This window comes from Halomonas sp. TA22 (assembly GCF_013009075.1).
In the GTDB taxonomy this organism is placed as follows: domain Bacteria; phylum Pseudomonadota; class Gammaproteobacteria; order Pseudomonadales; family Halomonadaceae; genus TA22.
This window is the reverse complement of sequence record NZ_CP053108.1, coordinates 1134816-1156581: the sequence shown is the minus strand read 5'-3', so window position 1 is coordinate 1156581 and position 21766 is coordinate 1134816. Positions and strand designations below refer to the sequence as shown.

Annotated in this window: 16 protein-coding genes; 7 read left to right on the top strand and 9 right to left on the bottom strand. The window is 56.2% G+C overall.

Annotated elements, in window-relative coordinates:
* Window positions 1–22: 22 nt before the first annotated feature.
* The 7 genes from HJD22_RS05370 to HJD22_RS05340 form a co-directional block, all read right to left on the bottom strand.
* On the bottom strand, window positions 23–1837 hold the full coding sequence (locus tag HJD22_RS05370) for an ABC transporter ATP-binding protein (RefSeq protein ID WP_208653734.1): 1815 nt from the start codon (window positions 1835–1837) through the stop codon (window positions 23–25).
* A gap of 79 nt (window positions 1838–1916) precedes the next feature.
* Window positions 1917–3239, bottom strand: a complete 1323-nt coding sequence (locus HJD22_RS05365; RefSeq protein WP_208653733.1) for a UDP-glucose/GDP-mannose dehydrogenase family protein — start codon at window positions 3237–3239, stop codon at window positions 1917–1919.
* A gap of 47 nt (window positions 3240–3286) precedes the next feature.
* Complete coding sequence (locus HJD22_RS05360; RefSeq protein WP_208653732.1) at window positions 3287–4309, bottom strand: NAD-dependent epimerase; 1023 nt, start codon at window positions 4307–4309, stop codon at window positions 3287–3289.
* 34 nt (window positions 4310–4343) lie between these two features.
* Window positions 4344–6542, bottom strand: coding sequence for a polysaccharide biosynthesis tyrosine autokinase (locus HJD22_RS05355; RefSeq protein WP_208653731.1), 2199 nt, complete (start codon window positions 6540–6542; stop codon window positions 4344–4346).
* 76 nt (window positions 6543–6618) lie between these two features.
* The gene (locus HJD22_RS05350) at window positions 6619–7065 is read right to left on the bottom strand and encodes a low molecular weight protein-tyrosine-phosphatase (RefSeq protein WP_208653730.1); all 447 of its coding nucleotides are present in this window, start codon (window positions 7063–7065) and stop codon (window positions 6619–6621) included.
* A gap of 2 nt (window positions 7066–7067) precedes the next feature.
* Entirely contained in the window at window positions 7068–8171 is a 1104-nt protein-coding gene (locus HJD22_RS05345) for a polysaccharide export protein (protein WP_208653729.1), read from the bottom strand.
* A 323-nt stretch (window positions 8172–8494) separates the two neighbouring features.
* Complete coding sequence (locus tag HJD22_RS05340) at window positions 8495–10552, bottom strand: nucleoside-diphosphate sugar epimerase/dehydratase (RefSeq protein ID WP_208653728.1); 2058 nt, start codon at window positions 10550–10552, stop codon at window positions 8495–8497.
* A gap of 346 nt (window positions 10553–10898) precedes the next feature.
* Between HJD22_RS05340 and leuS the strand changes: the two genes are divergently transcribed.
* The 7 genes from leuS (at window position 10899) to HJD22_RS05305 (ending at window position 20503) form a co-directional block, all read left to right on the top strand.
* Window positions 10899–13481 carry a leucine--tRNA ligase gene (leuS, locus tag HJD22_RS05335; RefSeq protein ID WP_208653727.1) on the top strand — a complete coding sequence of 861 codons (2583 nt, stop codon included), beginning with the start codon at window positions 10899–10901 and terminating at the stop codon, window positions 13479–13481.
* A 12-nt stretch (window positions 13482–13493) separates the two neighbouring features.
* A complete protein-coding gene (gene lptE, locus HJD22_RS05330) occupies window positions 13494–13997 on the top strand; it encodes an LPS assembly lipoprotein LptE (protein WP_208653726.1) in 504 nt (167 codons plus the stop codon).
* A gap of 3 nt (window positions 13998–14000) precedes the next feature.
* Entirely contained in the window at window positions 14001–15059 is a 1059-nt protein-coding gene (gene holA, locus HJD22_RS05325) for a DNA polymerase III subunit delta (RefSeq protein WP_208653725.1), read from the top strand.
* Between the two features lie 120 nt (window positions 15060–15179).
* Window positions 15180–17942 carry a cation-transporting P-type ATPase gene (locus tag HJD22_RS05320; protein ID WP_208653724.1) on the top strand — a complete coding sequence of 921 codons (2763 nt, stop codon included), beginning with the start codon at window positions 15180–15182 and terminating at the stop codon, window positions 17940–17942.
* A gap of 207 nt (window positions 17943–18149) precedes the next feature.
* Window positions 18150–18548 (top strand): PA2779 family protein, encoded by a 399-nt coding sequence (locus tag HJD22_RS05315; RefSeq protein ID WP_208653723.1) that lies wholly within the window; start codon window positions 18150–18152, stop codon window positions 18546–18548.
* Window positions 18549–18558: 10 nt separating this feature from the next.
* The gene (locus HJD22_RS05310; protein WP_208653722.1) at window positions 18559–19515 is read left to right on the top strand and encodes a PA2778 family cysteine peptidase; all 957 of its coding nucleotides are present in this window, start codon (window positions 18559–18561) and stop codon (window positions 19513–19515) included.
* 49 nt (window positions 19516–19564) lie between these two features.
* Window positions 19565–20503, top strand: a complete 939-nt coding sequence (locus HJD22_RS05305) for a 2-dehydropantoate 2-reductase (RefSeq protein ID WP_208653721.1) — start codon at window positions 19565–19567, stop codon at window positions 20501–20503.
* 15 nt (window positions 20504–20518) lie between these two features.
* On the opposite strand, the gene HJD22_RS05300 is transcribed toward HJD22_RS05305, so the two are convergent.
* Complete coding sequence (locus tag HJD22_RS05300; RefSeq protein ID WP_208653720.1) at window positions 20519–20995, bottom strand: YbhB/YbcL family Raf kinase inhibitor-like protein; 477 nt, start codon at window positions 20993–20995, stop codon at window positions 20519–20521.
* A gap of 56 nt (window positions 20996–21051) precedes the next feature.
* Window positions 21052–21726: a TetR/AcrR family transcriptional regulator gene (locus tag HJD22_RS05295; RefSeq protein ID WP_208653719.1), complete on the bottom strand. Its 675-nt coding sequence runs from the start codon at window positions 21724–21726 to the stop codon at window positions 21052–21054.
* Window positions 21727–21766 lie beyond the last annotated feature (40 nt).

Below are 21766 nucleotides of genomic sequence, written 5' to 3'. Positions count from 1 at the left end.
ACTAGTGATAAAAATATATTCATCATGCATGTTCTGCCATTTTTTTGAAGATGGAATTCCGTTCAGCTAATTCAGTATAAGTGCCTTGATCCACCACACGGCCAGCTGCCATTAAATAAATACAATCGCACTGTTTAACTGTTGCGAGACGGTGGGCAATCATAATTATCGTTTTCTTTCCCGAGAAATCATGGATAGCATCCATTATTAGCTTTTCAGTAATGCCATCTAATGCACTAGTTGCTTCATCTAAGACCAAAACGTCGGCATCATGATAAAGAGCGCGTGCAATACCGATGCGCTGACGTTGTCCGCCTGAAAGCTGGACACCACGTTCGCCAACTTTAGTCTCCAAGCCATTCGGTAGTTCTGCTAACAGCTCATCAAGATGCGCCAAACTTGCCGCTCGCTTCACTTTCTTGATATCAATTTCTGAGTCTGGTAGGCCAAAAGCGATATTTTCGCGTATTGAGCTATCAGCCAAGAAAATGGCCTGCGGCACGAAGCCGAGGCTATTTTGCCAGGCTCGGCGATTCTCATCCGTCAGAAGACTTCCATCAATTCGAAGCTCACCACGTTGTGGATCTATCAATCCCAATAGTAAATCGATAGCTGTCGATTTCCCCGAACCTGAGGCTCCCACTAGGCCGATGACACGATTCCTAGGAATATTGATATTCAATCCTTTCAGCGCAGGCTCTTCCTTACCAGGATAAGTAAACTCCACGTCAACCATTTGAATCGAGTATTGTGGAGTGAGTGACGTATTTAGCTCTGAAATAGGTTTATCATGTCCTGAATCCATTGTTTTAGTCTCATGGCTTGCATAGAGATCATCGCGGAGAGACTCGAACGCTGCAAGGTTGCCACGTATTGTCGAAATACTGGTATATACCTGCTGAAATGCGGGTAGTAGTTTGAAACCTGCCAAGGCATACACGGAGAGTATCGGCAGAATCGCGCCCAAGTCCCCTTGATGCGTTGACAGTAGATAGAGCACTAGGAAGATGACCGCGCCGAAGGCAACCAGCTCCATCGCGTAGCGCGGAACTTGACTCATCGCCTGGGTTGTACCTTGTGCTTTAGCTGACTTATGGCTTGCAATATGAAAGCGATCGATGAAATTCTTTTGTCGCCCAAGCAACAAAGCATCCTTGATCCCACCAAATCCCTCAGACAACAATTGGAACCGCTCTCGCTGCATGATTGACACTGTCTTTCCATTAGCAATCAGTCTATGCCGCACCGTACGATAGAGCACAAAATAAGAAGCAACGAAAATCACGATACCTGCCAATGCGACCACAGGATTATAAATGAATATCGCTAACGCCATGAGCGTTGCCAATACTAACTTGGCATTCATTTGCATTAGTGGCTTTATTATATTATTCGTTACTCGTGAGCACTCCCCATTGATCTGTTTAGTCAATTGACTACTACTACCGCTTGCATGAAAAAGCCAAGGCTGATGCATGTAATGCTTGTATAGACGACAGCTAAGCTCTGCCCCAACGAAAGCACCGTACATTGATAGTCGCCAAACAGTATACATGGAAATCAGGGTTGATGTTAACAGCACTACCAAGACACCTATCCCCATCCAGAAAAGAAACTGTTCATGGCTTCCTATGCCACTCATCTGGTATAGCTGGGCTAGCCGACCATCACCTTCGAGTTGCTGCATATTACCGACAATGGCCATAAAAGGGCCAATCGATAGCACACCGATGATTTCGGCAAAGGCCATCAGCACAGTAAACATCTGCAAATGAAGCAGCTTACGTCGCTGCTCTCTTGTCAGTAGCTGATAGAGCTCTTTGATATTATGAAGCATAGAGGGAGTCATCTGTGAGTAGATTTCGCGGCTTAATAACCAAGAACTTCCGTTCTTTAAAAGGTTGGGCTACTTATTTTCAACGTCCTACCGAGTAATATACGAACCCTTTTTTCTCCATTCGCTGTGGATCATACAAATTGCGACCATCAAAGATAGTAGGCTCGGCAAGACAGCTTTTGATTAGTTCGAAATCTGGCGCACGAAAGTTTTGCCATTCCGTTACGATGACGAGAGCATCAGCGCTTTTCAAGGCAGCTTCCTTGGTCCCACATAGTGAAAGCTCTTCTCGATTGTTGTAGATGCGCTGTGCTTCTTCCATTGCTTCTGGATCATAGGCTTGCACTTTGGCACCAGCTTGCCAGAGAGCTTCCATGAGCACTCGGCTAGGTGCTTCGCGCATGTCATCGGTATTAGGCTTGAACGCAAGCCCCCAAACGGCGAAAACTTTACCTTGAAGGTCGCCTTTGAAGTGATGCTCAATTTTCTTAAATAGTGTGGTCTTTTGCTCCATATTGCGTGCTTCAACAGCTTTTAGCACCTTGGCATCGAAGTCAATGGCATCTGATGCCCTTATCAATGCTTGAACATCTTTAGGAAAACAGGAACCGCCATAACCCACCCCGGGATAAATGAATTGGTATCCTATTCTTGGGTCGGAGCCAATTCCTTGCCGTACGGCTTCTATATTTGCTCCCAAGCGTTCCGCCAAGTTAGCGATTTCGTTCATGAAGCTAATTTTAGTGGCCAGCATGCAATTAGCAGCATACTTTGTCAGCTCAGCACTTCTCACATCCATGACGATGATCTTGTCATGGTTACGATTGAACGGGGCGTATAGTTCACGCATGGTATCGACTGTCTCGACGTTATCCGTGCCAATAATGATACGATCCGGCTTTTGACAATCCGCAACAGCGCTGCCCTCCTTGAGAAATTCAGGGTTGGAGACGACATCAAAGCCGATATCAGTACGCCCACGACTTTCCAGCACTTCGATGACCCTGGCTCGCACCTTGTCTGCAGTTCCCACCGGAACGGTCGACTTGTCGATGATGATCTGTTCATGTTCCATGTGCTCGGCAATCGTCGCAGCAACGGAGAGAACATATTTAAGGTCAGCACTACCATCTTCATCCGGCGGGGTTCCCACCGCGATGAACTGGACTTGTCCATGCTTGACACCAACCGCGGCATCGGTAGTGAACTCGAGTCGCCCGGCATCATAATTCTCTTTGACCAGAGGCTCGAGACCGGGCTCATAGATGGGAATAATGCCCTGCTTAAGACGATCAACCTTATCGGCGTCCACATCTACACATACGACATGATGGCCGACATCTGCCAAAATAGCGCCTTGTACTAGACCTACATATCCCGTTCCAAAAACTGTCACTTTCATTTTATGCCTCCAACTTCCAATGTTAGCTTTGCAAATAATAGCTCGAGTTATATACGATAGAATTCGCGATACCAGGCCACGAAACTTGCCACCCCTTGCTTAACGGGAGTGGTTGGTCTGTATCCCACTGCCTTTTCGAGTGCGCTGCTATCCGCATAGGTATCGGGTACATCGCCTGGCTGCAAGGGCAGGAACTCCTTGATCGCCCGCATATCAAGTGCATCTTCAATGGCTTCGATATAATCAATGAGCTGGACAGGATCATTATTGCCGATATTAAACATCCTATAGGGAGCATAGCTGGAGGCTGGGTCCGGTTCGTTACCATCCCAATACTGGTTTGGAGCGGCAATCTGATCGCTGGCTCTGACCACGCCCTCTACGATATCGTCGATATAGGTAAAATCCCGGCTATGCTGTCCATGGTTGAATACTGGAATCGGAAGACCCTTAAGGATATTGCCGGTAAACTTGAACAACGCCATATCTGGTCGGCCCCAAGGACCGTATACAGTAAAGAATCGCAATCCCGTCGTAGGCAGAGCAAAGAGATGACTATAGCTGTGCGCCATCAGCTCATTGGCTCTCTTGGTTGCTGCGTAAAACTGCAGCGGGTGATTCGCCCCTTCATGCTCTGAAAAAGGCATTTTGCTGTTGGCACCATAGACACTACTGGTACTGGCATAGGTGAAATGAGGCGTTGCTGCGTAGCGACACGCCTCGAGCAGATTGGTGAACGCAACAAGATTGCTTTCGACGTAGCTATGGGGATTTTCTAGCGAATAGCGCACTCCTGCCTGAGCTGCCAGATGTATGACTCGATCAAAGCTATGCTGTGAGAAGCATGCTTTCACGGCTTGTTGATCAGCCAGATTTTCCCGAATGAATAGATATGTGCTGCCGGTTCTCTCCGCGATTTGGTCGAGCATCGCGAGGCGAGACTCCTTGAGCCGAGGATCGTAGTAGTCATTGACATTATCGAATCCGACTACGCTATCGCCTCGTTCGAGTAAATATTTAGCGGTATGAAAGCCAATAAAGCCCGCATTACCTGTCACTAGTATCTTCATATTAACCACTTATTAACAAAAACTAGAGATAGGCTTAGCGATAGCTGTAGAAATAATAGCCATAATGCCCGCTGGCAGTAGAGGCTTTTCTTTCCATGGCATTGAGAATGGCTCCCTGAACTTGCAGGCCATTACCTTCCAGGCGACGCTTGGCTGCCATTATTTCGCGGATAGGGTTGGTTTCGAAGCGAGTGACCAGCAGAGTCGTGTCGCATTGCTTGCCGACTACGCTCGCATCCGTTACCGCCAAGACAGGTGGCGTATCGACAATGACCATGTCAAACCGCTGACTAAGAAGTTCCATGGCTTCGGCAAAACGTGGTTGCATCAATAGCTCAGAGGGATTTGGCGGCGCGGTTCCCCGGGTAACCAACCAATAGTTATCGATGCCCGTCGGCTGGATGATATCGTCCAGCGGGATCTGACCAGCCAGGTAATCGGCCAAACCGTTCTTGCTCTGTTTGCCGAATGCATGATGAATATGGCCCTTGCGCAGATCGGCATCAATCAAGAGAACCCGTTTGCCGGCCTGAGCGGAAACCGCTCCCAAATTGATACTGATGAAACTCTTGCCGACGCCAGGACTGGGGCCGGTAATCATCAGCCGATTGTTGCGTCCTTCCATCATCGTGAAATGGAGACTAGTACGCAGTCCTCGGAGCGCCTCGAGCGCAAGATCAGCAGGCTCTCGATCAGCCAGCACCCCGACGACGATATCCTCCCTAGCCTGCCTTCGCTTCTTCTTGATCCGGCGTGCCAGCTTGTTTTGCGCAGGTGAAAGGGGAATGGTCGCGTAGACGGGCAGCCCTGCCGCTTCGATCTGTTCAGGCGAATCAACCCCGCGGCGCAGTAGCTCACGCAACAATACTCCCCCGACAGCCAGTATGGCACCCAAAAGCGTTGCCAAAATGGCGATCCTAGCCCGGTTTGGTGCCACCAGTCCGCCAACAGCAGCACGGTCTATGATACGTACATTACCTATGGTACCGGCACGGGCTACCTGCAGCTCTTGTATCTTGTTTAGTACGTTGACGTAGATTGCCTGGGTCACTTCCACATCACGCGTACGACGTACCACTTCCTGCTGTGCTGCGGGCAGTTCATTGACTCTAGCATTCAGCTCCTGACGATCCTGCTCAATCTGCCGCTTCTGACGCAGTAACGCCTGATAGGTGGGATGGCTGGAGGTATAGCGACGTGCCAACTCAGCCTCCTGAAACTCCAGTTCATTTAGGCTGCTTTCGAGTTCAATATAACGCTGAATGGCAGCCTGTGCTTCGCTGGAAAGATCGACACTATCAAGCCCGGCGCGGTACTCATTCAGGCTCTGCTCCGCATGGACAAGCTGATCGCGTAGTTCGGGAGCCTGTTCTTCGAGAAACGTCAGGCTCTGTTCGGCCTGAGCCGCTTGCCGCTCGACATTCTGTGTCAGAAAGGTATCGGCTACCGCATCCAGGGTGCGCACGATCTCTTGGGTATCGGGCCCCACCATTGACAGACGCAGCATGCCCGTCGACGTGCCACGCCCAGCGGCTTCACTGATTTGCAGACGGCCGCCAATCGAACCGATAGCTGACGTACGGGCTTGCTTCATCAGCTGGTAACGAGCACCAACCCCTGCATCGAACGTGTCAATGAGTAGCTGAAGGTCGCCATCCAAAAATGTCTCGTTGGCACCAAGCTCGCCCACACCAATGGACTCGCCATTTATCAACACTCGATAGCGATTATTGATATCGCGCTCTACCAATATCTGCTGGCCACGGCGTGAGTCGGCCAGTTCGAATCGGGTCACCTCGATCTGCTCATCTCCCCATACATGGGGATATCCCTCCATGAAGCCGGGGCGAGGAATATTGCGACGAATCACGAAGTCACCGACCACCGGCAGCGTGACGGGCCGAATGATGATGTCGCGCCCCAAACGGTCCACCACCTGACCGAGCACTAGCCGAGACTGAAGAATCTGTATTTCTGCAGGCGTATTGAGTTGCTCGAGACCGATGATGTTACCAACATCACCTAGTGGGCTTACATTGGAGCGCCGCTCTACCTGCACCAGAGCATCAGCTTGATAGATGGGCGTGGCCAGCATGCCATAGGCGATGCCCAGCATAGCGAAGAGAGCGGTCACGATGGCGATCAACCATTTGTGATCGAACAATACGCCAAATAGACGGCCGAGGTTGATCACCTCCTCGGCAGGGGCTTGAGTCGTGGTTTTATCAGACATGGGCTCTACGTCAGGCTAAGGTGAAAGAAACGGGCATGTGCACTGTCAAGGGCAAATGATGGAGATTGAAGATGACTCAAAGCCGCGCCGCCCACGCTTCGGTAGCCCTCAACAGAAGGCGGTGCACATGTTCGAAGACTTCGGGACTTTTGCGGTAGGGGTCGGGAATGTCACGTCCCCTCTCTCCTTCAAGCCAATGACCAAGGAGCATGGTCTTGCCCAAGGCCGAAGGCCAGCGCTTGCCAATTTCGCTGCGCTGACCGGCACTCATGACCAGGACCAGATCCGCCTCCACAAGAAGGGTCTCATCCAACTGGCGAGCCTCATGCTGGCTCACATCCAGCCCTGCGGCTTCTGCGAGCTTGCGTGCGTTGGGGTCGACTCCTCGCCCTGTCAGCGCTCCTAGCCCAGCAGAGCTGAACCGGGGGGCAGAGAGGTGTGAGAATCTTTGCTGGAGCATGGCCGCAGCCACCGGACTGCGGCAGATATTACCCGTGCATACCACCAAGACTTGATGAAACATACTTAGAGATCGGAGGTAGCAGAGGTAATGTTACGCGGCAATCCGATGGACGGCAGCAGTAAGCTGATTACACGATTCCAGCGGGCCAGCGGTGCCGTGGTCACATAAATAACGTCGCTGGGTTCGAGTCGAAACTGGCTTGCCAGCATGAAGGCAGTCGCGTCACTGACATCGAGTTGATATACGGTCGCGATCTTTTCACTACCTTCAGGCAACTGGCGCATGACGAATATGCCAGACGGATCAGCCGTGGTTTCATTGATACCTCCCGCTCTAGCCAGCGCATCGGTGAGGGAGAGGCGGTCCCCACCCATCGCCATGGTACCTGGTGAACGCACCTGGCCCATTACTGCTAGCGCCGTATTCTCGGAGGAGGAAAGGTGCAGCGCATCGCCATCCTGCAGCAAACGATTCTGGGTCTGGTCCCCCTCGCTTAGTAGTGCATAAAGAGAGAGACGCTCCTGTTGCCCATCGCGCGTCAAGATGAGCTCATGCTGAAAAGCGTTGCCTGTCGGCCCCCCCAGCTGGCTGACAGCGTCGGCAATGGTAAGGGGGGTCGTCGTGATTGGCAGAACGCCAGGAGAGCTGATCGCACCACTGAAAAATACTTTCTGTGAATTGAAGGAGGCAATCAGTACATCTATCTGCGGATCAGTAAGATAATCGGAGAGACCGCGCGTCAGTTGGGCTCTAATCTCATTGGTGGTCTTGCCAGCCACATGTTGACGACCGATGTAAGGGTAGAAAATGAAGCCATCATTGTTTACGCGGTTACCGGCTTCGGCTGCGCTTCGCTCCGCCCCAGCAGGAATCGTCAGCTCGGGATGGTCATAAACTATTATGCTGAGCACATCACCAGGGCCGACACGATACTCATACTCCTCTATCGCCTGACGAAGCGCTGGAGGAATCGCTGCGGTTCTTGACATCGTTTGTCGTTGTGCTGCCAAGAGGGCTGGCGTGATCGGTTCAATATCCACCAGATGGCTCAGATCCGGACCATCTCCGCTATAGTCCATGTGCGCACCCGGAGCGATGGCACAACCGGCAAGCATTACAGTGATTAAGCTGACTGCAATGTAGCGTAGTGCAACGGTGGTTCGCATGGCATTTCCCCTTGAACAATCGAGTTATTGATCTCAGCATTGATTTGATTGTGTCGGCTTCCGCTGCCGCTTGGCTCAAGACACGCTACCGCCCCAGGGTATACGGCGCATCCCTGAAGCCTGTTATAAAATCAACAATTCAATTTCATTGCATATTGCTTGAATCACGCCCTAGGCGAGTCGCCTGGCCTTACCTAAACCTATCGAGCGCCTAGTTACAAACCGTATCATTGCTTAACAAAATTTGCCAACGAAAGGTGGAAGATTCGATCGATCATTTTCGAACCGAACAAAACCCATCCGTATAGGTGCTTTGCAGGGAGTCACATTCGCGAAGGAGTAAATGCCACGGACAGAGCGGCTGGCTGCTGTTCAACCACTTTTTCATCTTCTGCATTGCTGACAGCCTTGGCTTGATGCTCCATGACCATCCATTGATGATCGACTATATCGCTTTCGGGACGATAGCCGATCGCCGCTTTCAGGAATATCTCGCGGACTTCCGGATAGTTGCGCTCTTCACATGCCCGATCCAAGGCATCCAGGATAGGCTTTAGCTCATCCCAGGAGAGCGCCTCCTCACTGGCAGTCATGATACGCGGATGCCGGGTTTCCCCCACGTCCTGACCGATCAATAGCTCTTCGTAAAGTTTTTCGCCTGGCCTCAGGCCAGTAAAGACGATTTCGATATCCCCCTTGCGTGACGGAGGCTCCCACGACTCATCGTCGCTGGCTGGCTTGGTCTTAACAGCTTTGGCCTCTTGACGTACCGAGCCTGGAAAGCTCGGCTCAAGCCCCGTCAGCCGGATCATTCTGGCTGCCAGTTCGGCGATCTTGACCGGCTTACCCATATCGAGCACAAAGACATCGCCACCACGAGCCATGGCACCAGCCTGGATGACGAGCTGCGCAGCCTCGGGAATGGTCATGAAATAGCGCGTAATCTCGGGATGCGTCACCGTCAACGGTCCCCCCATCTCGATCTGACGCCTAAAGAGAGGCACAACTGAGCCTGACGAGCCGAGCACATTGCCAAAGCGCACCATGGAAAAACGTGTCGTACTCTGCTGGCTCGCCTTGGCTTGACAGACCAGCTCTGCCATACGCTTGCTTGCCCCCATGATATTGGTCGGGCGCACCGCCTTATCGGTCGATACCAGCACGAAGTCACTTACCTGACAGGCAATGGCCGCTTCGGCGACAGCCTGAGTGCCGAAGATATTGTTGCGCAGGCCCTCTGCCATGTTGAGTTCGACCATAGGCACATGCTTATAAGCGGCAGCGTGGAAAAGCGTCTGCACCTTGAAAGTGCTCAAGATGATTCTCATTCTGTCTCGGTTTTGCACTGAACACAGAATGGGCTTGACCGGCACCCCAAGGGACTCCGCTTTGGCAATACGCTGAAGGTCCTGCTCGATTCGATAGAGTCCGAATTCGGAGATATCGAGCAGCAGCAATTGGCGAGGATGTTGCCGCAGGATCTGACGGCACAGCTCACTGCCGATCGATCCCCCCGCCCCCGTCACCATCACGATCTTGCCGCTGATGTTGGCACCCATCAGCTCAGGATTGGGAGGAATGGGGTCGCGCCCGAGAAGATCCTCAACGGCGACGTCACGCAATTCGTTGACACGCGCTTTGCCGGAAATAACATCTGCCATGTCCGGAATGGTCTGCACCGGAATCGTTAACGGCTCGATCGCTTCGAGAATTTCCATTCGACGGGCGCGTGTGGCATCGGGGATAGCCAGAAGCAGTTTTTCGACCCCATAACTCTCGATCAGCCGCTCGGTATCGTCCGGAGAGTAGACCTTGAGCCCCTGAACGACCGTGCCCTGTAATTTGGGGGCAAAGTCGACGAAGGCGATCGGCTCGTAGTCTCGTCCATGGCGTACCGACATCACCAGTTGACGTCCAGCCGCTCCGGCACCGTAAATCAGTACGCGGGTCTTGAGGCGCTGCTGCCCATGCTGATAGAGCAAGCGCAGGGCAAGGCGCGCGCCGCCAATGGTAATGAGCGCCAGCATGGCATAGATGAAGGGCACTGAGCGGGGAATCGGCAGATCGAACAGAAAACTGATCAGCGCGAGCGTCAGTGCCGACCCAAGAACTCCTCCCAGTACCGCCTGGACGGCCTTGAGTCCCATGTAGCGGATGATGGCACGGTAAAAACCCAGGCGAATGAAGATGTACAGACTGACGGGAACCATTACCGGCAATACCGTCCACACACCGGGATCTGACAGGAAGGAGACGCTATCCAAGCGCAACAGCATCGCCATGAACAAGCTTAGGACGATGAGCAGGGAGTCAGCCAGCAACTGAATGATCTGCTTGCGTTGACGAGGCAGGCTGAACAGTGTTTTTAGCAATGACTTCATTCCTTGTCCTTTATCCCATGGCGCTCACGGCATCCATGTCGCCATAGTTCCATAGTCGTACTGGGGCTTTCAGCCAGTCTAGCCAAATCATTGTTACAGACAATAACATTATTAAGTTAGGTGTACTAAATTCATACTTTGTAACCAAAAGAATTAATATTTTCTAATGCTGAATAGACGAGATTTTTCATCACCCAGAAGAAGGCTCGCCGAGCATGGCCGGGCGCACCTTGCTGGGGTATGCTGGGCATATTGGAGTAATCTTACGTTACCAACCTGATTGAGAGTGCTGTTAGCCTCCTCTCCTCGCTACGCCACAGTCAACGCAAGGTACCTATTAAGACCGATGGACGCACTGTACAAGCCCCACGAGACCGAACGAGACGCCCAGCAGTTCTGGGAAAAAAATGAATGCTTCAAGGCAGTGGAAGATGCCAGCCGCGAGAAGTTCTACTGTCTCTCGATGTTTCCCTATCCCAGCGGCAAGCTACATATGGGGCATGTGCGTAACTACACCATCGGCGATGTGATCTCTCGTTTTCACCGCATGCAGGGCAAGAACGTCATGCAGCCCATGGGTTGGGACGCCTTTGGCATGCCAGCAGAGAACGCGGCGATCAAGAATCAGGTACCACCGGCCAAGTGGACCTACGAGAACATCGACTACATGCGCCAGCAATTGAAGGCGCTGGGCTTCGCCTACGACTGGAGCCGCGAATTCGCCACTTGCGATAGCGACTACTACCGCTGGGAGCAGTGGTTTTTCACCAAGCTGCTCGAGAAAGGGCTCGTCTACAAGAAGATGTCCACCGTCAACTGGGATCCAGTCGACCAGACGGTACTCGCCAATGAGCAGGTGATTGACGGCTGCGGCTGGCGCTCCGGTGCTCCGGTCGAGCGCAAGGAAATCCCGCTGTGGTTTCTCAAGATCACTGACTATGCCGACGAGCTTCTGGCCGATCTCGACAAGGTGGAATGGCCTGAGCAGGTCAAGACCATGCAGCGTAACTGGATCGGTAAATCCAAGGGAGTCGAGCTTACCTTCGAAGTGAGGAGTGACGCCGGAAACGATACCGACCCGCTCAGCGTCTATACCACCCGCCCCGACACGCTGATGGGCGTGACCTATGTGGCAGTGGCCGCCGGGCATCCCTTGGCCAAAGACGCAGCCCAGGAGAATGTCCAGCTCGCGGCTTTCCTTGAAGAGTGTGCCCAGGGCGGCACCTCGGAAGCAGCACTCGCCACCATGGAAAAGAAAGGCATGCCTACCGGGCATGTTGCCTTGCATCCGTTGACCGGCCGCGCAGTGCCGGTCTATGTCGCCAATTTCGTACTCATGGAGTATGGAACCGGCGCGGTGATGGCGGTTCCTGGCCACGACCAGCGCGACTGGGAATTCGCCACCAAGTATGGTCTGCCCATCGAAGCGGTGATTGCCGACGAGCACGGCCGCGAGCCGGATCTCAGCCAGGCCGCCTTCACAGAATACGGCACCCTGATCAACTCGGGAGAGTACGACGGACTGACCTTTCAGGCGGCCTTCGACGCTATCGCCGCCAAGCTCGTTGCTCTCGGACGAGGCGAGGTCAAGACCAATTTTCGCCTGCGCGACTGGGGCGTGGCGCGTCAGCGCTACTGGGGCGCACCGATCCCGGTAAAGTACGGTCCCGAAGGTCAGACCGTTGCCTTGACCGACGATGAGCTGCCCGTCGCCCTGCCCTTGGAAGTGACCGTCGATGCCTCGGGTTCACCGCTGAAAAAAATGCCGGCGTTCTCCGAACTCGGCGATGGCTGGCTGCGTGAAACCGACACCTTCGACACCTTCATGGAGTCCTCCTGGTACTATGCGCGCTTCTGCTGCGCTGATAACCGCGAAGCGATGCTCGATGAACGCGCCAACTACTGGTTGCCGGTCGACCTTTATATAGGAGGCATCGAGCATGCCATCCTTCACCTGCTCTATGCGCGCTTCTTCCATAAGTTGATGCGTGACTTCGGCCTGGTAGAGTCGGATGAACCCTTCCAGCAGTTGCTGACCCAAGGCATGGTGATCGCCGAAACCTTCTATCGCACCGAGGAGAACGGCGGCAAGTGCTGGTTCAATCCCGCTGATGTCGAGGTCAAGCGCGACGACAAGGGTCGCCCGCTCAGTGCGATACTGATCAGTGACGGCGCTCCAGTCGAGATGGGGGGCATCGAAAAGATGTCCAAGTCGAAGAACAATGGGGTCGATCCACAATCGATGATCGACCGCTTCGGCGCTGACACGGTACGCCTGTTCATGATGTTCGCCGCCCCGCCGGAGCAGTCGCTCGAGTGGTCGGACTCAGGAGTCGAAGGTGCCAACCGCTTCATGAAGCGTCTATGGCGTCTGGTCAACGAACATCTCGCTGTCGGCGAACCCGGCAAGCTGGATGTCACAGCCTTGAACGACGCCCAGCGCGACCTGCGTCGCAAGACCCATGAAACCATCCGCAAGGCGAGCGACGATATCGGCCGCAGAACCACCTTCAATACCGCTATCGCCGCGGTGATGGAACTGACCAACGCGCTGGGCCGTTTCGATGACACGAGCCCCCTGGGACTGGCCGTGGCCCGCGAGGCCGCAGAGGCGAGCGTGCTGCTGCTCGCGCCGATCACACCCCATGCCTGCCATGCGCTGTGGCAAGCTTTTGGCCATGGGGACGCGGTCATCGATGCCGCCTGGCCCAGCGTCGATGAGTCGGCACTGGCACGTGACAGCATCGAGCTCGTGGTACAGGTCAACGGCAAGCTGCGGGCGCGTCTCGAGGTAGCCGCGGGTGCCGACAAGGCCAGCATCGAGGCCCAGGCGCTCGCCGCTGAGAACGTACAGCGACATATCGAAGGCAAGACGATCCGCAAGACGATCGTGGTGCCCGGCAAGCTGGTCAATATCGTGGTTGGCTAGAGGATGAGCACCATGAAGCGCCGCACCTTCCTGACAAGAACCTCAAACCTGCTCATGGCAGGCTCGACGATGCTGCTGCTGTCGGGCTGCGGTTTTCGCCTGAGAGGCTACGACACCCCGCTGCTGGGAGTGGAATCGCTGTTCCTTGCCGGCGCCGATAGCGATCTGCTCCCTGTAGTTCGCGCCATGCTGGAAAACGCCGGCACCCGCATCACCAGTCAAGCCGACCTGGTGCTCAATCTGGGGCAGGAGACGTTCCAGGAGATTCCGCGGACCTTCGGTGATGCCGGCAGCCAGGAGATAGAGGTCCGCCTCATTGCCCCTTTTTCGGTGCAGCGGCGGGCAGATGGCGCCTATCTGCTCGATCAGCAACAACTCAATGTCGAGACCCGTATCATCGTAAACGACGCTAACCTTCTCGCCCAGGAAGAGCTGCGTGGCGAAGCCCATGAGCGCCTGCGCCAAGCCGCCGCCAGCCAGCTTCTCGATCGCCTGCGCACGCTTAGCGGAAGGTAGTGCATGAAGGTATTTCCCGACAAACTCCCCGAGGAGTTGGCCAAGCGCTTGCCATCGGTGGTGATAGTCGCCGGCGACGAGCCATTGATTCACATGGAGGCCTGTGATGCCGTACGTAGTGCGGCGCGCGAGCATGGCATCGAGGAGCGCGATGTCCTGCATGTCGAGGCCAACTTCCAGTGGGGGCGCCTTACCGAATCCGCCGCGAGTCTATCGCTGTTCGCCCAGTCCAAGCTGATCGAGCTGAGACTGGGCAACCAGTCTCCGGGGCAAGAGGGTGGCAAGGCGCTGGAAGCCTATGCTGAGCAAGCCAAGGGCAGCGACAACATGCTCTTGATCTCGGCGAGCAAGCTCGATCGCAAACAGCAACAGAGCCGCTGGTTCAAGGCACTCGACAAGATCGGGCTTTTCGCACCGGTATGGCCTGTGGATCACCAGCGTCTGGGCTTCTGGATGCGAGACCGCGCGGGCCGGCATGGTCTCAGCATGGACATGGAGGCTGCACGCCTGCTTGGCGAGCGTACCGAAGGCAATCTTCTGGCGGCCGACCAGGAACTGCAAAAACTAGCACTGCTGCTGCCTCCCGGCGCTCGGGTCGATAGCGCGACCATTGCCGGAGGTGTCCAGGATAGCGCTCGTTATGATGTCTTTACGTTAACGGATGCCTGCTTGCGAGGTGAACGCGAGCGCGCATCACGTATCATGCAGGGCCTGAAAGGCGAAGGGGCCGAGGCGACGCTCATCCTCTGGGCACTGACCCGTGAGCTTCGCACCCTACTCTCTCTCTATCAGCACATGGACCAGGGGCAGAGCTTCGAGCACGCCTGTAAATCGCAAAAGCCGATGATCTTCGACAAGCGTCGCCCTACCTATCAGCAGGCGCTCAACCGCCTCCCAATCAAGCGTTTGCACAAGTTGCTGCTGTTTGCTCAACGTCTCGACCTTGCCATCAAAGGGGCCAATCCCCTGCCTCTCTGGGAGGGGCTCCATGACCTCGCTCTAACACTCGCGGGTGGGCGTGGCCTGCTTGCCGAAACACCGCACTCCTACAAGGTGGGGTAGCAGTCTCTCCTCTTGCCACCTCATCACTGCACTACAGCGCTAAACTTGCCCCTCATCACTGCGAGAAGCCTGGCTTTGTGATACAGCTAGGCATGATCGAATCCAATGCGGAGGTGAAGGATGGCGGAACGGAAACCCGACGATTCGCGTACTGGCTGGCACGCGCTTGCACTTGAAGAGGGCTTGGAGCGGCTGGGTAGCTCGGACAAGGGACTGACCGATAGCGAAGCCGAGCAGCGCCTCGACAAGCATGGCCCCAACGAGCTGCAGCAGGAGCAGGGACGCCCTTGGTGGAAGCGGCTTCTCGAGCAATTCAACAACATTCTCATGTACATCCTGCTGGTGGCCGCTCTAGCAAGCCTTGGGCTCGGCCACATTCTCGATGCGGCAGCGATCGTCGGTGTGGTGGTCATCGTGGCGATGATCGGCTTCATTCAGGAGGGCAAGGCGGAGCAGGCCCTGGAGAGTATACGCGGCATGCTCTCACCGCATGCCCAGGTGATTCGTGAGGGAAAGCGCCGCGAGGTCGATGCCAAGGAACTGGTACCCGGCGACATCGTGATGCTGGAGAGCGGCGACCGGGTACCCGCCGACCTGCGCCTGATCGAAGCGCGTCGTTTTCGTACCGAGGAGGCTGCGCTGACGGGCGAATCGACGCCGGTGGACAAGAGTATCGAACCGGTGGAGGAAGGCGCTGACCTGGGCGATCGGACCAGCATGGCCTATGCCAGTACCATCGTAGTCCAAGGCAGCGCCCAGGGGCTGGTCGTGGAAACCGCGACCAATACCGAGATTGGGCGGATCTCCGAGATGCTGCGTAAGGTGGAGCAGCTCAAGACACCTCTGCTGCGCCAGATCGATCGCGCGGGGCATATGCTGGCCTTCTTCATTCTCGGCGCAGCGCTGCTGACTGGCTTGTTCGGCATCCTTGTTCACGACCAGCCACTGGTTGAAATGTTCATGGCAGCGGTAGGTCTGGCCGTAGCAGCGATTCCCGAAGGGTTACCCGCCATCGTCACCATCAGTCTGGCATTGGGTGTGCAGACCATGGCGAAACGCAACGCCATCATACGACGCCTGCCTGCCGTGGAGACATTGGGCTCGATCTCGACCATCTTTTCCGACAAGACCGGCACCTTGACGCGCAATGAGATGACGGCACAGGCAATCTATCTTGCCGAAGGCCAGGTACACATCGAGGGGGTCGGTTTCGCTCCAGAAGGTGAATTTCGGGTAGCTGACGAGAGCGGCTCGAGTGACGAGACGAGCGAAGCGATCGCCATTCGAGAACATGCCAACCTCGAGCATTTTCTCATCGTTGGTGCCCTGTGCAATGACGCCGAACTGGCCCAGGAGGAGGAGCGCTGGCGCATACATGGCGACCCCACCGAAGGCTCTCTAGTGGTCGCCGCCGCCAAGGCTGAGCTGTCGGTAAGCGAGCTGCGTGACGATCATCCGCGCCTGGATTCCATCCCCTTTGAATCCGAGCGCAAGTACATGGCCACCCTGAACGAGATCGACGGCAAGCAGCGGCTGCTCGTCAAGGGCGCGCCGGACCGCTTGTTGGAGATGTGTGACCGGGTACGTACCGCTGAAGGCGACACCGATCTCGATGCGCAGCATTGGGAGGAGCGCATCCATGAGCTTTCCGCCCAGGGACTTCGTGTACTGGCGCTCGCCGAGAAGGATGCCAGCGACATTCAGGAGCTCGACGATAAGGACGCCGATCAGGGCTTGGTTCTGCTTGGCCTGGTAGGCCTGCTGGATCCACCCCGCTCGGAGGTGATCGAGGCAGTCAAGGATTGCCTAACTGCGGGCATTCGCCCGGTCATGATCACCGGTGATCATGCCGTCACGGCACTCGCCATTGCCAGGCAGCTCGGGTTTGCCCATACCGAGCGTGCCATGACCGGCAAGGAAGTCGAGGCCATGTCGGATGAAGAGCTGGAAAGGATCATCGAGGAGGTGGACGTCTTTGCCCGCGCCGCGCCGGAGCACAAGCTACGCCTGGTCAAGGCAATGCAGGCCAAGGGCGGCGTATGTGCGATGACCGGCGACGGCGTCAACGACGGACCGGCGCTCAAGCGTGCCGATGTAGGTGTCGCCATGGGCATCCAAGGCACCGAGGCGGCCAAGGAGGCGGCCGAAATGGTGCTAGCCGACGACAATTTCGCAACGATCGTCAGCGCCATCAAAGAGGGGCGCAAGGTCTACGATAACATTCGCAAGACCATCACCTTCATCCTGCCCACCAATGGTGGCCAGGGGCTGGCGATCATGCTGGCGGTGCTGGCAGGCATGCTGCTGCCGGTCACGCCACTGCAGGCACTCTGGGTCAACATGGTGGTCGCGGTATCCTTGGGCCTAGCCCTGGCGTTCGAGAATGCCGAGACGGACATCATGCAGCGCTCCCCTCGCGACCCCGCTGCCCCGCTGCTCGACCTGTTTTTATTGTGGCGGGTAGTCTTCGTCTCGGTACTACTGCTGATAGGCGTTTTCGGCATGTTCGGCTGGATACTCTATGGACAGGGTGGCAGTGAAGCACTGGCACGCAGCGGTGCCGTCAACATGCTGGTGATGGGCAGTGCGGCCTATCTCATCAATAGTCGCTTCCTGATCAACAGCACGCTTTCCAAGGAGGGATTCTTCGGCAGCCGGCCGGTGTGGCTCGCCATTGGTATCGTCATACTGCTGCAACTTGCCTGGACGTATCTACCTTTCATGCAAGCGATCTTCGAGAGCGATGCGCTAAGCGCCATGCACTGGCTGGCAATCCTCATCGGCAGCCTGGCGATCTATCTGATCGTCGAATTGGAAAAGGCCATCTTGCGGCGCAAGGGCAAGACGATTCATCACACCCAGCGTGGCGTGACGACCCAATGACTCTGGCAAGTCAGCCCGCCCGTTACGGCGGGCTGGCAATCTCATTGCAGCTGATGCCCTGGCACGACTGGACGTGACGTGAAAAAGGCATGAAAATCATAACGGTCTAGCTCTATACTGGAATGGCACCAGAAAGATGCAAGACAAAAAGCCAGGATCATCAAGAGCCCGGAAGCCAATCATAGAAAAGAAAAGGAACCTAACACGATGAAATCGCTCTCTAAAATCCTCAGCCCACTGCTGATCGCTTTTCTGGTGCTCGGCAGCCTGCAGGCCGTCGCCGCACCGCAGCCTGCTCCCACGACGGCTCTGGTTTCCACCCAGGACGCTCTGCAAGCCAACCAGGTCAGCGCTGATCGCGAGCGCATCAGCGAAGTGCTGGCTCGCCAGGAAGTGCAGGAGCAACTTCTCGCGCAAGGGGTGGATCCCGCCGATATCGAAGCGCGTGTAGCCGCCCTCTCCGATGAGGAAGTGCGCCAGATGGCTGATCATCTCGACCAACTTCCGGCCGGTGCCAGTGTCGTAGGTGCAGTCGTGTTCATCTTCGTGCTGCTGCTGATCACCGACATTCTTGGCCTCACCAATGTCTTTCCCTTCACTCGCTGAGCCGAGTCCCATGTCTCGACGCATCACGATCAAGACATCCAACGCCCGCTTCGCGGGCGTTGTGCTGTTGGCAATCACGTTTCTGCTACTGACGGGCTGTGCGACGGGCCCTCGCCTGTCGAGCCCTGCCGACATGGGCATTGCCGAGCGAACCTACCTGCCGGGTGTCCCCTTCCACGCCCAGCGCGAGTATCAGTGCGGACCCGCATCACTGGCCATGGCACTCAACGCCAGTGGCATCGACGTCAGTGTCGACACGCTGATTCCCCAGGTGTTCCTGCCGGGACGCGAGGGCAGCGTACAGCCGGAGATGCAGGCCACCGTGCGCCGTTACGATCGTATCGGCTTTCTACTCGATGGCAATTTCCAGTCACTGCTTGGTGAGCTCGATGCAGGTCACCCGGTCATCGTGATGCAGAATCTGTCGCTGCCCGCCTGGCCCATGTGGCATTACGCGGTGGCCATAGGCTATGACCTGGACGAGAAGCTACTGACCCTGCACAGCGGAGAAGAGGCAGACCGGCGTGAATCATTCCGCCGCTTCGACGCCACCTGGGCGCGCAGCGACCGTTGGGCGATGGTCGTACTGCCACCGGGCGAGCTACCGGCCACGGTACGTCCACACCGTGCGATGGAGGCCACGGCCGCCTTCGAACAGGCCAGCGGCGCGAGCGATGCCCTGCCCGCCTGGCACGCCATGGTGAAACGTTGGCCTGCGTTCGCCCTGGGCTGGTTCGCCCTTGGCAATGCCGAATATGCTTCAGACAATGGCGAGGGAGCGGCGAATGCTTTCCGCCAGGCGATTGAGCAAGACCCCACACTGGCGGTCGCTTGGCTGAATCTGGGACTCCTGCTGGAGGAGAGCGGTGAACACACCGAAGCGCGCCAGGCGCTACGCCAAGCCGCCACTCTCCCCAGTCAGTGGCAGGGGGAAGCGGAACAGGCCATGGCACGGCTGAGCGAGTGACGACAGAACACGCGCTTGATCAACGGCACAGCATCAATAAGGAAAGCTAATGCGCATCGCGATTTACGGTACCGGAGGCGTAGGCGGGTATTTCGGTGGGCGTCTCGCCGAGGCAGGAGAGGATGTCACCTTCATCGCACGCGGCGAGCACCTGGCCGCCATTCAACGGGAGGGCCTCAAGGTCCGCAGTATTGCCGGCGACTTTCGGATCGCCCCGACCAAAGCCACCGACGACCCCTTCTCGATTGGCGAAGTCGAGTGCGTGATCCTCGCCGTCAAGGCGTGGCAGGTACCCGAAGCCGCAGAGGCGATACGACCGCTAATGGGACCCGAAAGCTTCGTCGTCCCCCTGGAAAATGGCGTGGACGCAGCCGAGCAGGTCGCCGCTGTGTTGGGCAAGGCCCATGTGGTGGGTGGGCTGTGCGGCATTCTGGCCTGGCGAGAAGCACCAGGCACGATACGCCACGCGGGTATCGACCCCTTCATTCGTGTCGGTGAACTCGACAATCGGCCGAGCGAGCGCATTCAGCGCATGAAGGCGGTTTTCGACAAGGCCACAGGCGCTCAAGTAGAAATCGCGGAGGATATCCAGGTCGCGATCTGGAGCAAGTTCCTGTTCATCTGCGCTTTGAGCGGCATCGGCTCTCTCACTCGCGCCCCTATCGGGGTGAGCCGCACCCTGCCCGAAACTCGTCAATTGATCGAGCAGATGCTTGTCGAGATCTACCGAGTGGGGCTCGCAAAGGGAGTCGCCTTACCCGAAAACGCAGTGGAAAAGGCGCTGGGGTTTATCGATGCGCTGCCAGACAAGAGTACCGCCTCGATGCAGCGCGATATCATCGCCGGTCTGCCCTCGGAGCTTGAGGCGCAGAATGGGGCCGTGGTCAGGCTGGGCAAGGAGTACGGCGTGGCGACACCCGTCAACGCCATGATCCACGCCGCACTACTCCCCCAGGAGCGCAAGGCCCGGGGGCTGGATGAGAGCTAGCTAAGCAGGTTCTCATCAGCCGCGCCGATAGGTTCCCACCAGGCGGTTCACGCCAATCAGATGCGGCTCCGCCTTCTCGAGAAACTCCCCGATCGTCAGACCTGCCAGCAGATCGAGTTCACTATCCAGCGCCAGCACAAGGAAATAGTAGTGATGCTGGCCATGACCTTCCGGCGGCATGGGGCCGGTATACCCGGTCCCGCCATGATCGTTCATTCCCGAGGTACCTCCACCGCTTCCCTCTTCAAGCCGTGCCGTCGAGGCCGGCAAATTGTAGAGTACCCAGTGCACGAAACCGTAGATGCCATTCTGCACCAGCGGGGCATCGGGATCATGGCAGAGTATCGCGTAGCTCTTGGTTCCCTCGGGTGGATCGGACCAAGCCAAGGCGGGAGATAGGTTCTCACCCTCTCCGCTATGCCGAGTAGGGATCTTGCCGTGCGCTTCGAAATTATCGCTCGTCAACTGCATGGTCGAGAGTGCGAAAGCCATTGCATCATCCTCCTTTCTACTGCTGCTCCATGAAACGTATCTATCACTGCCTGAGCCTAGCGTGCCTGGTGCCCATGCCACAACCAGTCCATCATGCGCTCGCTACGTTTTAGGTAGCGTCTAAGAAAGCGGCGGGTATCCTGCTGCTCGGGGGAGACATCGTCGGCCCACTGCTTGAGAGTGGCAAGGAAAAGCGCTGTAAGTCCTATCTCCTCCAGCTGCGCGCGACGGGTTCCGTAAGGCGCCTCGAGTCTGGCAGCTTCGCGCAGCCATTGGATGGTACGCGATAGATCGAAGACCATTGGCACCCAGGTATGCATATGGGGAGGATGCGACTTGGCCTTGATCATCTGGACAGTCACCCGACGATGATCGGCAAAGGCATCGAACCACGCCATCAGACAATGCTCGATGCGCTCTCGAGCTGACCAGAGGGCAAATCCCTCGGGCTTATCATCCAGCATGTGTTGCCAGCCACGTAGAAACCAGGCATTCGCCACGGCATCCAGATCGTGGAAGTTATCGAGCACTTGAGCCACGGGCATGTCGAGCCTTCTGGCCACTTCGGTCAACTCGACCGCCTCCCAGCCACACGCCTCGGCCATCTCTACTGCCGTCTGAACAATGCGCTCGGCAAGTTCGCTATCCTGCTCGCCATGCTCGCGCTTCTTGGCCTGACACTTGCCGCCCTGCTTCTCCTCCTCACTGCGATGCACCGGGATCATCGCCATGGTTTGCCTCTCCTTATGTGGAATCGCTGCTATTACCTTA